The following is a 17,001-nucleotide window of genomic DNA, read 5'->3' as shown; positions in this document are numbered from 1 at the left end:
GAATGGAATAATTGTTATTTTAGAGTGAATTTCAATCCATGAAGAAAAAGATAACATTAAAGCAGATAGCCAAGGAGTTAGATGTATCAGTATCAACGGTTTCCAAGGCATTGAGCAATAGTAAGGAGATTAGTGAGGATACCACCCAAAAAATACAAGCCTTTGCCAAACTCTATAACTACAAGCCCAATAACATTGCCCTTAGCCTAAAGAACAGGAAAACTAAGACTATTGGTATCCTTATTCCTGAAATTGTTCACCACTTTTTTTCTACCGTTATTCGGGGTATTGAGCGCGTGGCCAATCGTCGTGGATACAATGTTATTGTTGGACTTTCCAATGAATCGTTTACCAAGGAAATCATCAATATGGAAATGTTGGCCAACGGTAGTATTGACGGCTTTATTTTATCCATTTCTAAAGAGACACTTTTAAAGCAGGATTACCATCATTTTAATGCAACGATCAATCAAGGAATGCCAATCGTAATGTTTGATAGGGTAGTGAATGAGGTACAATGTGATAAGGTGATTGTGGATGATTTTAATGGAGCGGTTAAGGCCGTGAAAAAGTTGATTGAAAATGAATGTAAAAACATTGCACTAATAACCACAATGGACTACGTGAGCGTTGGTAGGCTTAGGACTCAAGGTTACTTGGATGCTCTGCAAAGTAGCGGGATTGAGGCTGATTCAAACCTGATACTAAAGATTGACGATAGCTTGGACGTTGAGAATCATATAGAACTTTTAGAAACTGAAATCGCCCATTTTTTTAAATCGAATCCTTCTATCGATGGCGTATTTGCTGTAAACGAGCTTTATGCTGTTTCGGCAATGAAGGTGGCCCGAAAATTAGGGTTGACCATTCCCGACGATATGCAGGTGATTGGTTTTACGGATGGCGTGCTTTCAAAACATGCTACGCCAAGCCTGACAACGGTAAGCCAGCACGGCCAAAAAATGGGAGAGCAATCCGCTAATTTATTGATTGATAGACTGGAAGCAGAGGAGGCGGAAAGCGAGCAATACTTTACAAATAACGACCAAAAACGAGACTTTATAAAGGTGGTTATCGAGACCGAAATCATTGAAAGGGAATCTACTAAATAGTTTCGTAACAAAATTTTGCCGTTAGGAAAATCCAAATTCTTTTATATCTTTGATTCGAAATCAAAACTTATATTTTCACTTCTCGCATAAGTTTTGGTAAGTAATATCTAAAATATCGCTTATCAAATAGTATTAATCATTAAAAATACTATTTAATGGAAAAGCGTCGATTAAGTTTCTGGGAAATCTGGAACATGAGTTTCGGTTTCTTGGGAATCCAGATGGGCTTCGCCCTTCAGAATGCAAACGCCAGTAGAATACTTCAGATTTTTGGAGCGGATGTTCATGAATTATCATGGTTTTGGATCATTGCACCTTTAATGGGGCTTATTGTTCAACCCATCATTGGACATTATAGCGACAAAACTTGGGGTAGATTTGGCAGAAGAAAGCCTTATTTTTTGGTGGGAGCTATTCTGGCCTCAATTGGGTTAATATTAATGCCACAGGCCGATATTTTTATAGCATTTATACCTGCTTTATGGGTTGGTGCTGGGATGCTGATGATTATGGATGCTTCATTTAATATTGCCATGGAGCCTTTCCGAGCATTGGTTGGAGATAACTTAAGAACAGACCAACGAACGCTAGGTTTTAGCGTTCAAACTGCACTTATTGGTTTTGGAGCCGTAGTAGGTTCTTGGTTGCCCTATGTTTTAGCAAATTGGTTTGGCGTTTCAAATGAAACGACTGCTGGCTCGGTGCCTCTTAATTTGATTTTGTCTTTTATCATAGGTGCTGCTGTTTTGGTAGTATCAATCCTGATTACGGTTACTACCACAAAGGAATATTCTCCTGAAGAATTGGCAAGCTTTCAAGATGAAAAAGACCATTCCGAAGCCATGGAAAAAGATGGTGAAGAAGAAAAATCTAGTTTATTGGATATTTTTGAAGATTTCAAAAAGATGCCAGAAACCATGCGCCAGTTAAGTTGGGTGCAGTTTTTTTCCTGGTTTGGGCTTTTTGGGATGTGGGTGTTTGCAACCCCAGCAATAGCACAGCATATTTATGGCCTACCGCATACGGATAGTAGCAGTAGTAGTTACCAAGATGCAGGCGATTGGGTGGGCATCCTTTTCGGTGTTTATAACTTTATTTCTGCATTTTATGCTTTTGCGCTGCCTTATATCGCTAAGAAAATTGGTCGTAAAAAAACGCACTCTGTGTCTCTAATTATTGGTGGTATAGGCTTGTTGTCTATTTACATTATGCCGGATAAAAACTGGCTTATTCTTTCGATGATAGGTGTTGGGATTGCTTGGGCAAGCATATTGGCTATGCCTTATGCAATTTTAGCAGGATCAATTTCTCCAAAAAAAATGGGTGTTTACATGGGAATCTTTAATTTTTTCATTGTGATTCCTCAAATTATAAATGCCTTAATTGGTGGGCCACTCGTAAAATATGCTTACGGCAATCAGGCCATATTCGCATTAGTGATGAGTGGCGTTAGTTTTTTAATCGCCGCATCTTTAGTATTCAAGGTTAAAGATGTTGATGATATAGTTCAATAAAAATAATAACAAAACTCTTAAACTACCCGAGTAAGAGTTTCCCGCTGTAAGCGGGACTAGGGGACTTTTAGAATGTATAAAATAGGAGTAATATTCGATTTGGATGGTGTTATTGTAGATACGGCAAAATACCATTATTTGGCGTGGAAAGATTTGGCCGATGAATTGGGGTTTGAATTCACTGAAAACCATAATGAACTGCTGAAAGGCGTAAGTCGTGTAAGGTCATTAGAGATTTTATTGGATATAGGAAAGGTAAAGCTTTCCGAAGAAAAAAAACAGGAGTATCTCATCAGCAAGAACGAACATTATTTGGAGTATATCCACAAAATGGGGCCTGATGAAATCTTGCCTGGAGCAAGCGAACTTCTGGATACATTAGATGACTTGGGTATTCATTATGTATTAGGTTCAGCAAGTAAAAATGCGCCATTGATATTAAAACAAGTGAACCTATTAAGCAGATTCGCAGGGATCGTTGACGGTAATAGCGTATCAAAAGCCAAGCCCGATCCAGAGGTGTTTTTAATAGGAGCCCAAAAATTGAATCTAAAACCTGAGCATTGTGTGGTTTTTGAGGATGCCATCGCAGGTATCGAAGCTGCCAATAGAGCAAATATGATTTCTGTTGGTATAGGAGACAAAAAAACACTTAACCAAGCCGATTACAATTTTAAAGATCTGTCTGAAATACCAAGTGACTTTTTTACCAAGGTGATTTCAGAAAAAATATTGAAGAAGAATGAATCAAAATTATATTAAACCAAATAGTTGGTCCATAATAGAGGAAGGGTTTGATCCAGAGCGTGTTAAGTCCTCCGAAAGTTTGTTTAGTATAGGCAACGGTGCCATGGGACAACGTGCCAATTTTGAAGAACAATATTCCGGCGACACCTTTCAAGGGAGCTATATTGCCGGAGTGTACTATCCGGATAAAACCCGAGTAGGCTGGTGGAAAAATGGCTACCCCGAATATTTTGCAAAAGTATTGAATGCCCCAAACTGGATTGGTATCAATGTTTTGGTGAATAACGAACCTTTGGATTTGCATACCTGTAAATCCGTCAAAAAATTTAGGCGGGAGCTCAATATGAAAGAAGGCTGGTTGTCAAGATATTTTGTGGCCACTTTGCCAAACGGCATTGAAGTTGAGGTTTCTGCAAAGCGATTTTTAAGCTTGGAATTGGACGAGGTTGGCGCTATCAATTACGAAATAAAACCTATTAACAAGGATGTCGAAATCGTTTTTCAACCGTATTTGGATTCTGGAATCACAAACGAAGACACCAATTGGGACGATAAGTTTTGGGATACTACCCATGTTAGTCATCTCAACCACCAGGCTTTTATTGAAGCCAAAACCATGAAGACGGATTTTCATACCTGCACCTTTATGGAGTCCAAGGTTTATATTTCAGAAAAACCCATTTTAGTGGAACATAATATTACCGCCGATTCAAACCGTGTGGCGTTTAGCTATGCCTATCCCGTGAAAAAGGGTGAGACGTACAGCATTCAGAAGTTTGGTGGTTATGTGGTGGATCGAAATCATGACAAATCCAAATTGGTCAAAAGGGCAAAACAAGTTTTAAAAAGTGCCATAAATAAGGGCTTTGATGCTCTCTTAAAGGAACAAAAACAAGCTTGGGATAACATCTGGGAAATGGCAGATATCACTATTGAAGGGGATGTAAAAGCACAGCAAGGTATTCGCTTTAATATTTTTCAATTAAACCAGACGTATTTGGGGAAAGATTCCAGATTAAATATTGGACCAAAAGGCTTTACAGGTGAAAAATATGGTGGCAGTACCTATTGGGACACCGAAGCCTACTGTATCCCTTTTTACATGGCGACCAAAGATCAAAACGTAGCAAGAACGCTTTTGGAATATCGCTATAACCATTTAGAGAAAGCTATTGAAAATGCCGAAAAACTTGGGTTTAAAAATGGTGCTGCATTGTACCCAATGGTAACCATGAATGGGGAGGAATGCCACAACGAATGGGAAATCACTTTTGAAGAAATACACAGAAATGGAGCGATAGCCTTCGCCATTTACAATTATTGTCGCTTTACGGACGATTACTCATATATTCCTGAAAAAGGATTGGAAGTGCTCATTGGTATAGCGCGTTTTTGGCAGCAGCGCGCCAACTTTTCAACGGCTAAAAACCAATACGTTATTCTTGGTGTTACGGGGCCTAATGAATATGAAAATAACGTCAATAATAACTGGTATACAAACTATCTCGCAAAATGGTGTATCGATTACACCTTGGCTCAAATTGAAAAGGTGGAGGAGGAATACACCAAGGATTTTTCGCGAATTGCCAAAAAAGTGAAATTATCAAAAAAAGAATTGGCACTTTGGAAGGCCGTTGCCGATAATATGTATTTCCCGTATTCCGAAAAACACAATGTGTATTTGCAACAGGATAGCTTTTTGGACAAGGAACTGATTACCGTTGCAGATTTACCAAAATCTGAAAGACCCATCAACCAAAAGTGGAGTTGGGATCGGATTTTACGTTCGCCCTACATCAAGCAGGCGGATGTGCTTCAAGGCTTATACTTCTTTGAAGATCATTTTTCAGATAAGCAATTAGAACGGCATTTTGACTTTTATGAACCATTTACGGTACACGAAAGTTCGTTGTCGCCCTGCGTGCACAGTATCCAAGCTTCAAAATTGGATAGGATGGAACAGGCTTATACCTTCTATTTAAGAACGTCGCGGTTGGATTTAGACGATTACAATCACGAAGTCCGCGAAGGTCTGCACATTACTTCAATGGCTGGTACCTGGATGAGTATAGTGGAAGGTTTTGGAGGCATGAGGGTGAAAGATGGAAAACTGTCTTTCGCACCTAAAATTCCAAAACAATGGAAGGGCTATTCTTTTAAAGTGAATTTTAGAAATCATATATTAAGGATAAATGTCACACAAAAACAAACCAATTTTGAAATGCTTTGTGGGGAAGCTCTCGAAATTTTGGTGAACGATACCCCGCTAACGCTGGAAAGTAATGTGTTAAAAGCAGTGAGTTAAAACTGCTTTCATAACTAAAAACTATTATTAAAATGAAACAATTTTTCATAACCATTGTTGTATTGGCGTTGTTCAATTTTGGCAATGCTCAGGAGTTAGCTTCCCCAAATGGAGCTCTTTCAATACAATTTTCTTTGGAAGAAGATGGCAAACCAACATATCAATTGTCCTATAAAAATAAAGAGGTCATCAGACCAAGTCATTTGGGTTTAGAGCTAAAGGATGATGAAAAATCATTGCTTAACGATTTTGAAATTGTTGATACAAAGACATCAGCTTTTGATGAAACATGGCAACCGGTTTGGGGCGAAGAAAGCAAAATAAGAAACTATTATAACGAGTTGGCTGTAACCCTAAAACAAAAAGAAACTGATAGATTAATGTTGGTTCGTTTTAGGATGTTCAATGAAGGCTTGGGGTTTCGTTATGAATTTCCACAACAAGACAATTTAGTGTATTTCGTAATTAAAGAAGAACGCACACAATTTGCTATGACTGGAGACCATACCGCATTTTGGATTCCCGGGGATTATGATTCTCAAGAATATGATTATACCGAGTCTAAATTGTCCGAAATCCGGGGGAAGTTTGATACAGCGGTAACGCACAACGCATCGCAGGAACAGTTTTCGAAAACAGGTGTGCAAACGGCGTTAATGATGAAAACTGATACGGGTTTGTACATCAATTTACATGAAGCGGCTTTGATTGATTATGCCTGTATGCATTTGAATTTGGATGATGAGAATATGGTATTTGAATCTTGGTTGACACCTGATGTAAATGGTGACAAAGGCTATATGCAAGCCCCGTGCAATTCGCCGTGGCGTACCATTATGGTTAGTGATGATGCACGCGATATTCTAGCATCCAGAATCACTTTGAACTTAAATGAACCCTGCGCCATTGAAGATACCTCTTGGATAAAACCAGTGAAGTACATAGGTGTTTGGTGGGAAATGATAACCGGTAAAGGCTCTTGGGCGTATACGGATGAATTGCCAGCCGTACAATTGGGAGTAACCGATTATTCAAAAGTCAAACCAAACGGTAAGCACTCCGCAAATAACGAAAAGGTAAAACGCTATATCGATTTTGCCTCAAAGCATAGTTTTGATGGCGTTTTGGTGGAAGGCTGGAACGAAGGTTGGGAAGATTGGTTTGGGAAATCAAAGGATTACGTATTCGATTTTGTGACGCCCTACCCCGATTTTGATGTGCAGGAAATTCATGAGTATGCCAAGTCAAATGGGGTAAAAATGATTATGCACCACGAAACCTCGGGTTCTATCAGAAATTACGAGCGTCATATAGACCAAGCGTATCAATTTATGAAGGACAATGGATACGATGCGGTAAAAAGTGGGTATGTGGGCAATATTATCCCCAGAGGAGAACACCATTACAGCCAGTATATTGTGAATCATTATCAATATGCTATAGAAAAAGCGGCGGAATACGAAGTTATGGTTAATGCCCATGAGGCCGTACGTCCCACGGGAATATGCAGAACCTATCCTAACTTAATAGGAAATGAATCTGCAAGGGGTACGGAATTTCAGGCTTTTGGTGGTTCAAAGCCAAACCACGTGACTGTTTTGCCCTTTACCAGATTAATCGGAGGGCCAATGGATTACACCCCAGGCATTTTTGAAATGGATATCAGTAAGTTGAATCCAGATAATAATTCCCATGTAAATAGTACGCTTGCCAATCAATTGGCTTTATATGTTACGATGTACAGTCCCTTACAAATGGCGGCCGATTTACCTGAGCATTACGAGCAGTTCATGGATGCTTTTCAATTTATAAAAGATGTGGCCATCGATTGGGATAAGAGCGTCTATCTGGAGGCCGAGCCTGGAGATTATATCACCATAGCCCGAAAGGAAAAAGGGAGCAATAACTGGTTTGTTGGCAACGTGAATGGAGTTGCACCAAGAACGTCCACCATCAAATTAGACTTTCTTGAAAAAGGGAAAAAGTACATGGCGACCATTTATGCCGATGCCAAGGATGCACATTATAAAACGAATCCGCAGGCCTATACCATTAAAACCAAAAGAGTAACCAGCAAATCAAAATTATCACTGTTGTCTGCCCCGGGTGGAGGTTATGCGATTAGTATAACAGAATTAAAATAGGGAATTATGAAAAAGTATCATAAAATCATTAAACAAGTAACTTTAATTGGGTTGCTGTGCGTATATACTGTAACTTTATCATGTAAACAACAAAGCAAGATGGATAAGGAAGAGGAGGTTGAAACATCTTCATTTATAGAGAAAAAAGATATTCAGCGTATTGAGCCTCTCAACTGGTGGGTGGGGTTCAAAAACCCATCGCTTCAGCTTTTGGTGCACCATCCTAAAATTTCAGAATGGACGCCCGAAATTCGATATGAAGGCGTTTCGCTAGAGAAGGTTCATAAAGCCGATAGTCCTAATTATCTCTTTTTGGATTTGAATATTTCTGGATTTGCAAAGCCAGGAAAATTCAATATTATTTTCAAAAAGGAAGGTGAACCCAGTTTGGTGCATACCTATGAGTTAAAAGCACGGACAAAATCTTCTGAGGATTATATAGGATTTGATAGTTCTGATGCTATTTATTTAATTACTCCAGACAGATTTGCAAATGCAAATCCTGAAAATGATATCATAACCTCAATGAAGGACACCAGTTTGGACAGAACCGACGGTTATGCCAGGCACGGCGGGGATATCAAGGGGATCATAAACCATTTAGAGTATATTGAGGATTTAGGGTTTACGGCCGTTTGGCCATGTCCGTTATTGACCAATGATATGCCTGAGGGCTCTTACCATGGCTATGCCATTACGGATTATTATCAAATTGATCCCCGTTTCGGCACCATGGAGGACTATCTCGAACTGTCTGCAAAGCTGTCTGAAAAAGGCATGAAATTGATCATGGACCAGGTGGCCAACCATTGCGGGGTAGAGCATTGGTGGATGAAGGATTTCCCCTTTGGGGACTGGATTAACCATCAAGAAAAATATGAAAATAGAGAGGGCGATTGGTATGCTGGAAAAAATATTACTACAAACCATCGACGCACTACAAACCAAGATATTTATGCCTCTAAAATTGACAAGAGAAGTATGAACGAGGGCTGGTTTGTTTCAGCGATGCCGGACTTAAACCAGCGCAATCCCTTTATGGCGCAATACACCATCCAAAATAGTATTTGGTGGATTGAAACAGCTAATTTGGGAGGTATTCGACAAGATACTTACCCTTATCCCGATAAGCACTTTATGAGCCGTTGGGCGGGTGAAATTATGCATGAATATCCAAATTTCAATATTGTCGGGGAAGAATGGACAAGTAATCCGTTGTTGATTGCGTATTGGCAACAAGGCAACGTGAATAAGGACGGTTACAATTCAAATTTAAAATCTCCGATGGATTTTGCGATGCAAGAAAAAATTGTCAAGGGCTTGAACGAAGAGGAGACTTGGGGGACTGGTTTTATTGAAATTTACAGGGCCTTGGCTAATGATTTTATTTATGTGAGTCCGAAGGATATTATGGTGTTTCCCGATAACCACGATATGAGTCGGATTTTCACCCAATTGCATGGGAATATAGTTAATACCAAAATGGCATTGAGCTATATTTTGATGTTGCCAAGGATACCGCAGGTGTATTACGGTACCGAAATTTTAATGCACGATTTTGACAACCCCGGCGACCATGGATTGATTCGAACCGATTTTCCGGGAGGATGGAAAGGGGATGCTGTTAATGCATTTACAGGCGAAGGTCTGTCCGACGTTCAAAAAGGTATGCAGGCCTATCTTAAAAAGATATTGAATTATCGGAAACAAAGTACTGCCATTCACGAGGGTAAAACCGTTCATTTTGCACCTGAAAATGGTGTTTATGTGCTTTTCAGGATTCACGAAGACGAAGTTGTGGTGCATATCATGAACAAAAATGTGGAGCCGATAGAACTGGAATTACAGCGATTTGAGGAAGTTGGTTTAGATGGAAAGACACTAAGAAATATTCTAACTGGCGCCAACATACTTTGGAAAGACAAGTTTGTTTTGACCGAAAAGGGGACCACACTTTTAACCACCAAATTGGATTAATTTCTTTTCAACAAGGCAAAGACCTCTTCAACATTTAATACCATTTAAAAATGAAACATCAGTATTTCATAATCCTGATATTAATATTAGGGCTATCCTGTAGAAGTGAAGTTAAGAATCAGGATGTAATAAGTCATCAAAAATCAGAAACCTATTTTAAAGATTACCCCAAGGCAAGACTGGAAAGCGGAAAATTAATGCGAATGGACAGTTTTCCATCAAAATACATCACGCCAAGACCTGTTGATATTTGGTTGCCAAAGGGTTATTCAAAAGAGAAAAAATACGCTGTAGTTTACATGCACGATGGACAAATGCTATTTGATTCAACAATCACTTGGAACAAACAAGAATGGAAAGTGGACGAATGGGCATCGAAATTAATGGATGAAAACAAAACAAAGGATTTCATTGTTGTGGCTACGCACAATATCAAAGCAGAACGCTGGCAAGATTTATTTCCTGAAAAGGCTTTTGCAAAGCTATCAGAAGAAGATAAAGTGCTAATCAATCAGCAAAAAAATCATATTAAAGAAGGGAGCAAGCTTAACGGTGATAATTACCTAAAATTTTTGGTAAAAGAATTGAAACCGATTGTGGATGCCGAGTTTTCAGTGCATAAAAACAAAGAAAACACTTTTGTGATGGGCTCAAGTATGGGAGGCCTAATGAGCATGTATGCTATTTGTGAATATCCCGATGTGTTCGGAGGCGCAGGGTGTATTTCAACCCATTGGCCGGGAGCACAACCCATTGACAATAACCCGTTACCATGGGCCATTCTTAAATACATGGAAAACAACCTTCCGGATCCAACCGACCATAAGATGTATTTTGATTATGGCACGGAAACTTTGGATGCCCACTATCCGCAATATGCACCATCTGTAAATGAGATTTTGATTTCAAAGGGGTACAGTGAAAACAATTTCAAAAATTTAAAGTTTGAAGGAACAAACCATTCTGAAAATGCGTGGAATAAGCGACTTGATATTCCATTTACTTTTTTATTAGGACAAGATTAAAATGAAATCGATTCAATACATATTAATAGCATTAATGATGGTAGGTTTAAGTTGTACGAATGAAAAAAAAGAAGCTAAAGCCCAAACAAGTGATGTTGAAATATCCAAGAAAAAATACGTGGTCTACCAAGTGTTTACGCGTTTATTTGGAAATACCAATACCACGAATAAACCTTGGGGTACAATTGAAGAAAACGGCGTTGGCAAGTTTAACGATTTTACTGAAAAAGCACTGAAGGAAATCAAAGATTTTGGGGTGAGCCATATTTGGTTTACGGGTGTGCCACATCATGCTGTTATCAACGATTATACGGAATATGGCATTTCAAATGATGATCCCGATGTGGTAAAGGGTCGTGCTGGTTCGCCGTATGCCGTAAAGGATTACTATAATGTCAACCCAGATTTAGCGGTAAATGTAGAAAACCGGTTGCAGGAATTCGAAGCACTTATCAAACGCACACACGATACAGGTTTAAAGGTTATCATTGATATTGTACCTAATCATGTTGCGAGGAACTATAAAAGTATTTCCAGGCCCGAAGGTGTCAGGGGTTTTGGAGAAGACGATAACGCTTCATTAGCCTACCACAAGAATAATAACTTTTACTACAATCCAGATGAATCATTTAAGGTACCCGAATGGAAGAACGGTTACTCTCCATTAGGTGATGAAAAGCACCCACTTGAAGATGACCAATTTCCTGAGCAACCGGCAAAATGGACAGGAAATGGGTCGAGATTATCCCAACCCGACATGAACGATTGGTACGAAACCGTGAAAGTCAATTATGGTATTTCTCCCGAAGGCCGAAAGGATTTTGATGAACTGCCTGACGGTTTCGAGAATGAAGATTACGTAAAACATTTTGAGTTTTGGAAGGACAAAGAGGTACCAAATTCATGGTTAAAGTTTCGAGATATTGCTCTGTATTGGTTGGACAAAGAAGTGGATGGTTTTCGATATGATATGGCAGAAATGGTGCCAGTAGAGTTTTGGAGCTTTATGAATTCGTCCATCAAAATGAAAAATCCAGATGCGTTTTTATTGGCAGAGGTGTACAATCCTTTGTTATATAGAGATTACATCAAAAAAGGAAAAATGGATTATCTGTATGATAAGGTTCAATTATACGATACCATTAAAAGTGTAATGCAAGGCAATGGGAAAACAGATAATATTCCCCCGATTTTGGATGAATTGAAGGATATTGAGCATCACATGCTTCACTTTTTAGAAAACCATGATGAGCAACGATTAGCAAGCCAGGATTTTGCTGGGAATCCTGAAAAAGGCAAGCCGGCGATGGTAGTTTCAGCAACATCAACAACCTCGCCCACAATGATCTATTTTGGACAAGAAGTTGGGGAGGATGGTTCTGAGGATGCTGGTTTTGGTTCGCCAACCCGCACCTCAATTTTTGACTACGTTGGTGTACCCGCACATCAGCGATGGGTGAACGATAAAAAGTTTGATGGGGGACAATTATCTGACGATGAAAAAGGCTTGCGTGATTTTTATAAAAGATTGTTGAATTTCACCATTCAAAGTGATGCCCTAGTTGGGAATTATTCAGATATCCACAGTTACAATCGCAAGTACACCGAAGGCTATAATGATAAAGTACTGTCCTTTGTGAGGTGGAGTGACAATGAAAAACTGATTATAGTCGCCAATTTTGATGATGTCAATACCTATGAATTTGATTTAGAAATCCCTGAGCGTATTATTAAAAACTGGAAGTTATCCGACGGCGATTACCTAATGCGTGACGTTCTTTACCGCGAATATGTTTCAAAATTGGAGGTTGAAAAGGGGAAAGGAAGCATCAATATTCGATTGAAGCCTTTGCAATCCTTCATTTTAAAAATCAAATAACCCATGAAGCATTTACTTCTTTTATTAGCTGTTGTATTCATTTTCAATTGTAAAGACGAAAAACAAGCCCCTGTTAAGCACGTAGAAACCTCTTTTATCTGGGAGGGCGCGAACGTGTATTTTTTGTTGACGGATAGGTTCAATAATGGCGATACTTTAAACGACATCAACTTCGGCAGAACCCTTAAAACAGGAAAACTCCGTGGTTTTGAAGGTGGTGATATCAAAGGGGTCACCCAAAAAATTAACGAAGGTTATTTTACTGATTTGGGTATCAATGCCATTTGGATGACGCCAATAGTTGAACAAATCCATGGAGGGACAGATGAAGGTACTGGGTTAACCTATGGGTTTCATGGCTATTGGGCCAGTGATTGGACAGCCATCGACCCAAATTTTGGAACAAAAGAAGATTTGCGTCAGTTGGTTGAAACCGCGCATAAAAATGGCATTCGAATTCTTTTGGATGCTGTCATCAATCATACGGGTCCGGTTACCGAAAAAGACCCGCTTTGGCCTAATGAGTGGGTGCGTACGGAGCCAACTTGTGATTATAAATCGTTTGAAAATACGGTGACCTGTACTTTGGTGGAAAACCTCCCGGACATCAGAACAGAAAGTAATGAAACGGTGGAGTTGCCTCCCCAATTAGTTCAAAAATGGAAGTCTGAGGACCGTTTTGAGGATGAGGTTGCAGAACTGGACGCCTTTTTTAAGAAAACCGGCTACCCTCGTGCGCCACGTTTTTACATTATGAAATGGCTGGCCGATTATATTTTGGAATTTGGCATTGATGGGTATCGGGTGGATACAGTGAAGCATACCGAACCTTACGTGTGGCAAGAGTTTAAAGATGTTTGTGATGTGGCTTTCTCAGAGTTCAAAAAAAACAACCCTGAAAAAGTTTTGGATGACAACGATTTTTATTTGGTAGGTGAAGTTTACAATTATGGTATATCGGCCAAAAAAGCATTTGATTTTGGTGATAAAAAAGTGAATTATTTTGATGACGACTTCGATGGGCTCATCAATTTTGAGGCTAAGTGGAATGCAAAGGAATTACCCATTGCCGAGTTCTTTCAAAGCTATTCCGATATTTTGAATTCCGATTTAAAAGGGTACAGCGTATTAAATTATTTAAGCTCCCACGATGACGGAGATCCTTTTGACCCTTCAAGGGAAAAACCTTTTGAAACCGCAACGAAACTATTGCTGTGTCCAGGTGCTTCACAGGTGTATTATGGAGATGAATCTGCACGTTCATTGGTTGTTGAAGATACTAAAGGTGATGCTACCTTACGATCATTTATGAATTGGGAAGCGATTCAGAATGATGCAACAACTCAAGATATTTTGAAACACTGGCAGAAACTGGGCCAATTTAGAGCCAAACATCCTGCCGTTGGCGCTGGTGTGCATCATATCATTTCGAAAGATCCACTTGTATTTTCAAGATCTTTTAGCAAGAACAGGTTTGAGGATAATGTGGTGATAGGTTTGGGGTTGTCCACTGGAAAAAAAGTAATCAATGTTTCTGGGGTTTTTACCGAGGGCGAAAAAATTCATGACGCATATTCCGGTCAAGAAGCTGTTGTCACAAATAAAACCCTCACTATTACTTCTAATTTCCCGATTGTTTTACTAGAGCGGTAACACGTTTTATGCAATTGCACCTGAACATTTCAAATTATTTCAGAGGCATCCCCAAAAAAAAAGTGAAATTGTTGCCGCCGATACTTTGGAAATTTCATCAAAATTAGGATATTTGAGTCCTAGTATCTTTAATAATGCAGTTGACTTCAATTGTGTACCGTTTCTATATTTTGTGAAATGGTTTAAGAATTAGCCCTAATGACGTTTTATTAAATTTCAAAGTATAAACTCCCTGCAAACTCTTTTCATGTCCTGCAGGCATAAACAAATAGATAAAAATGAGTATTTTAAACACATTCAGTGTAGAAGGAAAAACAGCATTGGTAACTGGTTGTAAAAGAGGTATCGGAAAAGCAATGGCCGTAGGTTTGGCCGAAGCAGGCGCTGATATTATTGGTGTTTCCACATCTTTGGAATTGAGCGGGAGCGATGTCGAAAAAGAAGTGCGTGCGTTGGGCAAAAACTTTAGCGCGTATCAATGCGATTTCTCGGATAGAAAATCATTGTATAAATTTATTGAAGCCGTAAAAGCAGATCATCCTAAAATAGATATTTTGGTAAACAATGCAGGTACTATTTTAAGGGCACCCATCGCTGAACATCCTGATGAAATGTGGGATAAAGTTATTGAAGTCAACCAAAATGCGCAGTTTGTGCTTACCAGAGAAATTGGAAAGGAAATGGTAGCGAGGGGTTCGGGTAAAATTATATTTACCGCGTCACTCTTAACATTCCAAGGAGGGATTACCGTTCCGGGTTACGCCGCAAGTAAAGGTGCCATTGGGCAACTTACCATGGCTTTCTCAAACGAGTGGGCAGGAAAGGGTGTAAACGTAAATGCCATCGCTCCCGGATATATCGCCACGGATAATACAAAAGCTTTGAGAAATGATTCTGCAAGGGCAGAATCGATACTATCCAGGATACCGGCTGGTCGATGGGGGAAACCGGAAGATTTTGCAGGTCCAACCGTATTTTTGGCTTCGGAGGCTGCAGCCTATATGAATGGTGCTATCGTAGTGGTTGACGGTGGCTGGATGGGTAGATAGTAAAATACTGATCCGCTATTGGTTTGGTCAAAAATATACTTGAAAATTGGGGCTACATTTAAAACCCAAAATTTTATACTAAACTAAAACTAAACTCGACTTGAAAAAGCCTTTATGAATGATGATTTCATAAAGGCTTTTTTATTTGGAAACAACTTTTATGATTAGTTTTGAATTGCCATTATAAGTTATTACAATCTGTGCCGTGTCATTTTGATTCTCCCTTAAATGAATGATTTTCAGGTACGCAATTTCTTTGCTCCCCAAAAGTGAAAGATCAAAGTTTTCGAGAATTTTAAACTGATCTCCGTTTTTCCCTTCAGTCTTAATAGAATTTATAAAATTGCCTGTATTTCCATTTGTGTTTTTCACTTTGACAATTTCCATTTCACCTTTCTTGATACATATTTTTTTGGGCCCCTTTAATTTGCTTGGAATTAATGGTAATCCCCTGGGAGCATCTTCGTTATAAACCTCCATATTAAGTTGTCTGCCTCCACCGCGCTTAGGCGAACCTCCGGCAATATAGATACCTTCGCCGGAAACAATGGCCTGCGTGCCATGTCTGGCATAGTGCATATCGGCTTTCCTTGACCAAGTGTCTGTTTCCAAATTATAAGCTTCAACACGTTTGTATGCTGGCCCCCGTTGTTCGCCTTCTCCACCCATAACAAACAGTTCGTTATGGAATAGAGCCACTCCCGGTGCCGCACGAGGTGTGGGGAGAGGTTCGCTCAAAATAGACCATTTTTTTGACTTAAAATCATAAACATCAACCTGTGCAATCAATGGCCCAAAAACCCCACCATCACCACCTGAGTGTCTTCCGCCTAAAGCGTAAAGCTTGTCATTGACTGTTAATGCACTAAAATGGTCCCGTGCATTTGGGGCATCGGACAATGCCGTCCAAGTATTTGATTTTGGGTCATATTCATCCAGCCAGTTTACATAACCGCCGTCGTGGCCTATGGTGTTACCACCAACCAAATAAAATTTATTATCATAGATTACCAAACCTGCACCGCCTCGCCGTCTATCTTTGGGGATTTCAGGGCCTTGGATCCAAGTTTTTGTGGGCGGATAGTACAACCAAATAAAATCGGCAGGTTCCTCCCGTGGAAATTTGTTGGTCTTAAAACTGCCAATTACCCAAATAAACCCCTCATAAAATGTTGCCTGAAAATGATTGAACTCCTTTGGAGCACTCCCGCCGATGGACCACTTGTCATTTTTAAAATCGTAAACATCCAATTGTTGTGCCTTTTCCCGTCCGCCAAACATATAGAATGCATCACCGGCCTGAACAAAAGAACATTCGTGGCGCGCCTCATAGTCTTCATTTTCATCTTTATCGATCCAAATATCTTGCTGTGAGTAACTTAGCTTAAAACTGACCAAGCACAATAAGAGAAAAATATGGCAGAAGGAGAACGAGTTTTTTTTTTGCATTATTGGATTCATTAAGGTTGCTTTACACCGTTAGCGTTCCGATATCACTGTAGTGATTAAAAGCTGTAACTATAGCGAACGTTTGATTGTATTTTGTTGAAAATACAATTTATTATCTTAATTTGTCCCCTTAGATTTACTGAATGG

Annotated in this window: 11 protein-coding genes; 10 read left to right on the top strand and 1 reads right to left on the bottom strand. The window is 39.4% G+C overall.

Features of this window, described 5'->3' with window-relative positions:
- Positions 1-38: 38 nt before the first annotated feature.
- From H7U19_RS05880 to H7U19_RS05835, 10 genes are all read left to right on the top strand, one after another.
- Positions 39-1,112: a LacI family DNA-binding transcriptional regulator gene (locus tag H7U19_RS05880; RefSeq protein WP_186560089.1), complete on the top strand. Its 1,074-nt coding sequence runs from the start codon at positions 39-41 to the stop codon at positions 1,110-1,112.
- Positions 1,113-1,267: 155 nt separating this feature from the next.
- Entirely contained in the window at positions 1,268-2,626 is a 1,359-nt protein-coding gene (locus H7U19_RS05875; RefSeq protein ID WP_186560087.1) for an MFS transporter, read from the top strand.
- A 72-nt stretch (positions 2,627-2,698) separates the two neighbouring features.
- Positions 2,699-3,388, top strand: a complete 690-nt coding sequence (gene pgmB, locus H7U19_RS05870) for a beta-phosphoglucomutase (protein WP_186560085.1) — start codon at positions 2,699-2,701, stop codon at positions 3,386-3,388.
- Positions 3,369-5,678, top strand: a complete 2,310-nt coding sequence (locus tag H7U19_RS05865) for a glycoside hydrolase family 65 protein (RefSeq protein WP_186560083.1) — start codon at positions 3,369-3,371, stop codon at positions 5,676-5,678. Before pgmB ends, H7U19_RS05865 begins: the two co-directional genes overlap by 20 nt.
- A 32-nt stretch (positions 5,679-5,710) precedes the next feature.
- Complete coding sequence (locus H7U19_RS05860; protein WP_186560081.1) at positions 5,711-7,822, top strand: glycoside hydrolase family 97 protein; 2,112 nt, start codon at positions 5,711-5,713, stop codon at positions 7,820-7,822.
- Between the two features lie 6 nt (positions 7,823-7,828).
- Positions 7,829-9,799 carry a glycoside hydrolase family 13 protein gene (locus tag H7U19_RS05855; protein ID WP_186560079.1) on the top strand — a complete coding sequence of 657 codons (1,971 nt, stop codon included), beginning with the start codon at positions 7,829-7,831 and terminating at the stop codon, positions 9,797-9,799.
- A gap of 50 nt (positions 9,800-9,849) precedes the next feature.
- Entirely contained in the window at positions 9,850-10,824 is a 975-nt protein-coding gene (locus H7U19_RS05850; RefSeq protein ID WP_186560077.1) for an alpha/beta hydrolase, read from the top strand.
- Position 10,825: 1 nt separating this feature from the next.
- The gene (locus H7U19_RS05845) at positions 10,826-12,703 is read left to right on the top strand and encodes an alpha-amylase family glycosyl hydrolase (RefSeq protein WP_186560075.1); all 1,878 of its coding nucleotides are present in this window, start codon (positions 10,826-10,828) and stop codon (positions 12,701-12,703) included.
- 3 nt (positions 12,704-12,706) lie between these two features.
- Complete coding sequence (locus H7U19_RS05840; protein WP_186560073.1) at positions 12,707-14,356, top strand: alpha-amylase family glycosyl hydrolase; 1,650 nt, start codon at positions 12,707-12,709, stop codon at positions 14,354-14,356.
- A 284-nt stretch (positions 14,357-14,640) separates the two neighbouring features.
- Complete coding sequence (locus tag H7U19_RS05835) at positions 14,641-15,405, top strand: SDR family NAD(P)-dependent oxidoreductase (protein ID WP_186561496.1); 765 nt, start codon at positions 14,641-14,643, stop codon at positions 15,403-15,405.
- A gap of 141 nt (positions 15,406-15,546) precedes the next feature.
- Here H7U19_RS05835 and H7U19_RS05830 read toward each other — a convergent pair whose 3' ends face one another.
- On the bottom strand, positions 15,547-16,854 hold the full coding sequence (locus H7U19_RS05830) for a Kelch repeat-containing protein (protein ID WP_186560071.1): 1,308 nt from the start codon (positions 16,852-16,854) through the stop codon (positions 15,547-15,549).
- Positions 16,855-17,001: the final 147 nt, after the last annotated feature.

This window comes from Hyunsoonleella aquatilis, from assembly GCF_014270105.1.
Taxonomy (GTDB): Bacteria; Bacteroidota; Bacteroidia; order Flavobacteriales; family Flavobacteriaceae; genus Jejuia; species Jejuia aquatilis.
The sequence above is the reverse complement of the archived record's forward strand: the minus strand, read 5'-3'. Positions and strand labels throughout refer to the sequence as shown.

Excerpts from the sequence above, each read along its gene's own strand:
- H7U19_RS05860 (WP_186560081.1), top strand. The coding sequence starts at position 5,711 with ATGAAACAATTTTTCATAACCATTGTTGTATTGGCGTTGTTCAATTTT.
- H7U19_RS05855 (WP_186560079.1), top strand. The coding sequence starts at position 7,829 with ATGAAAAAGTATCATAAAATCATTAAACAAGTAACTTTAATTGGGTTG.
- H7U19_RS05830 (WP_186560071.1), bottom strand. The coding sequence starts at position 16,854 with ATGCAAAAAAAAAACTCGTTCTCCTTCTGCCATATTTTTCTCTTATTG.
- H7U19_RS05865 (WP_186560083.1), top strand. The coding sequence starts at position 3,369 with ATGAATCAAAATTATATTAAACCAAATAGTTGGTCCATAATAGAGGAA.
- pgmB (WP_186560085.1), top strand. The coding sequence starts at position 2,699 with ATGTATAAAATAGGAGTAATATTCGATTTGGATGGTGTTATTGTAGAT.
- H7U19_RS05845 (WP_186560075.1), top strand. The coding sequence starts at position 10,826 with ATGAAATCGATTCAATACATATTAATAGCATTAATGATGGTAGGTTTA.
- H7U19_RS05850 (WP_186560077.1), top strand. The coding sequence starts at position 9,850 with ATGAAACATCAGTATTTCATAATCCTGATATTAATATTAGGGCTATCC.
- H7U19_RS05840 (WP_186560073.1), top strand. The coding sequence starts at position 12,707 with ATGAAGCATTTACTTCTTTTATTAGCTGTTGTATTCATTTTCAATTGT.
- H7U19_RS05880 (WP_186560089.1), top strand. The coding sequence starts at position 39 with ATGAAGAAAAAGATAACATTAAAGCAGATAGCCAAGGAGTTAGATGTA.
- H7U19_RS05875 (WP_186560087.1), top strand. The coding sequence starts at position 1,268 with ATGGAAAAGCGTCGATTAAGTTTCTGGGAAATCTGGAACATGAGTTTC.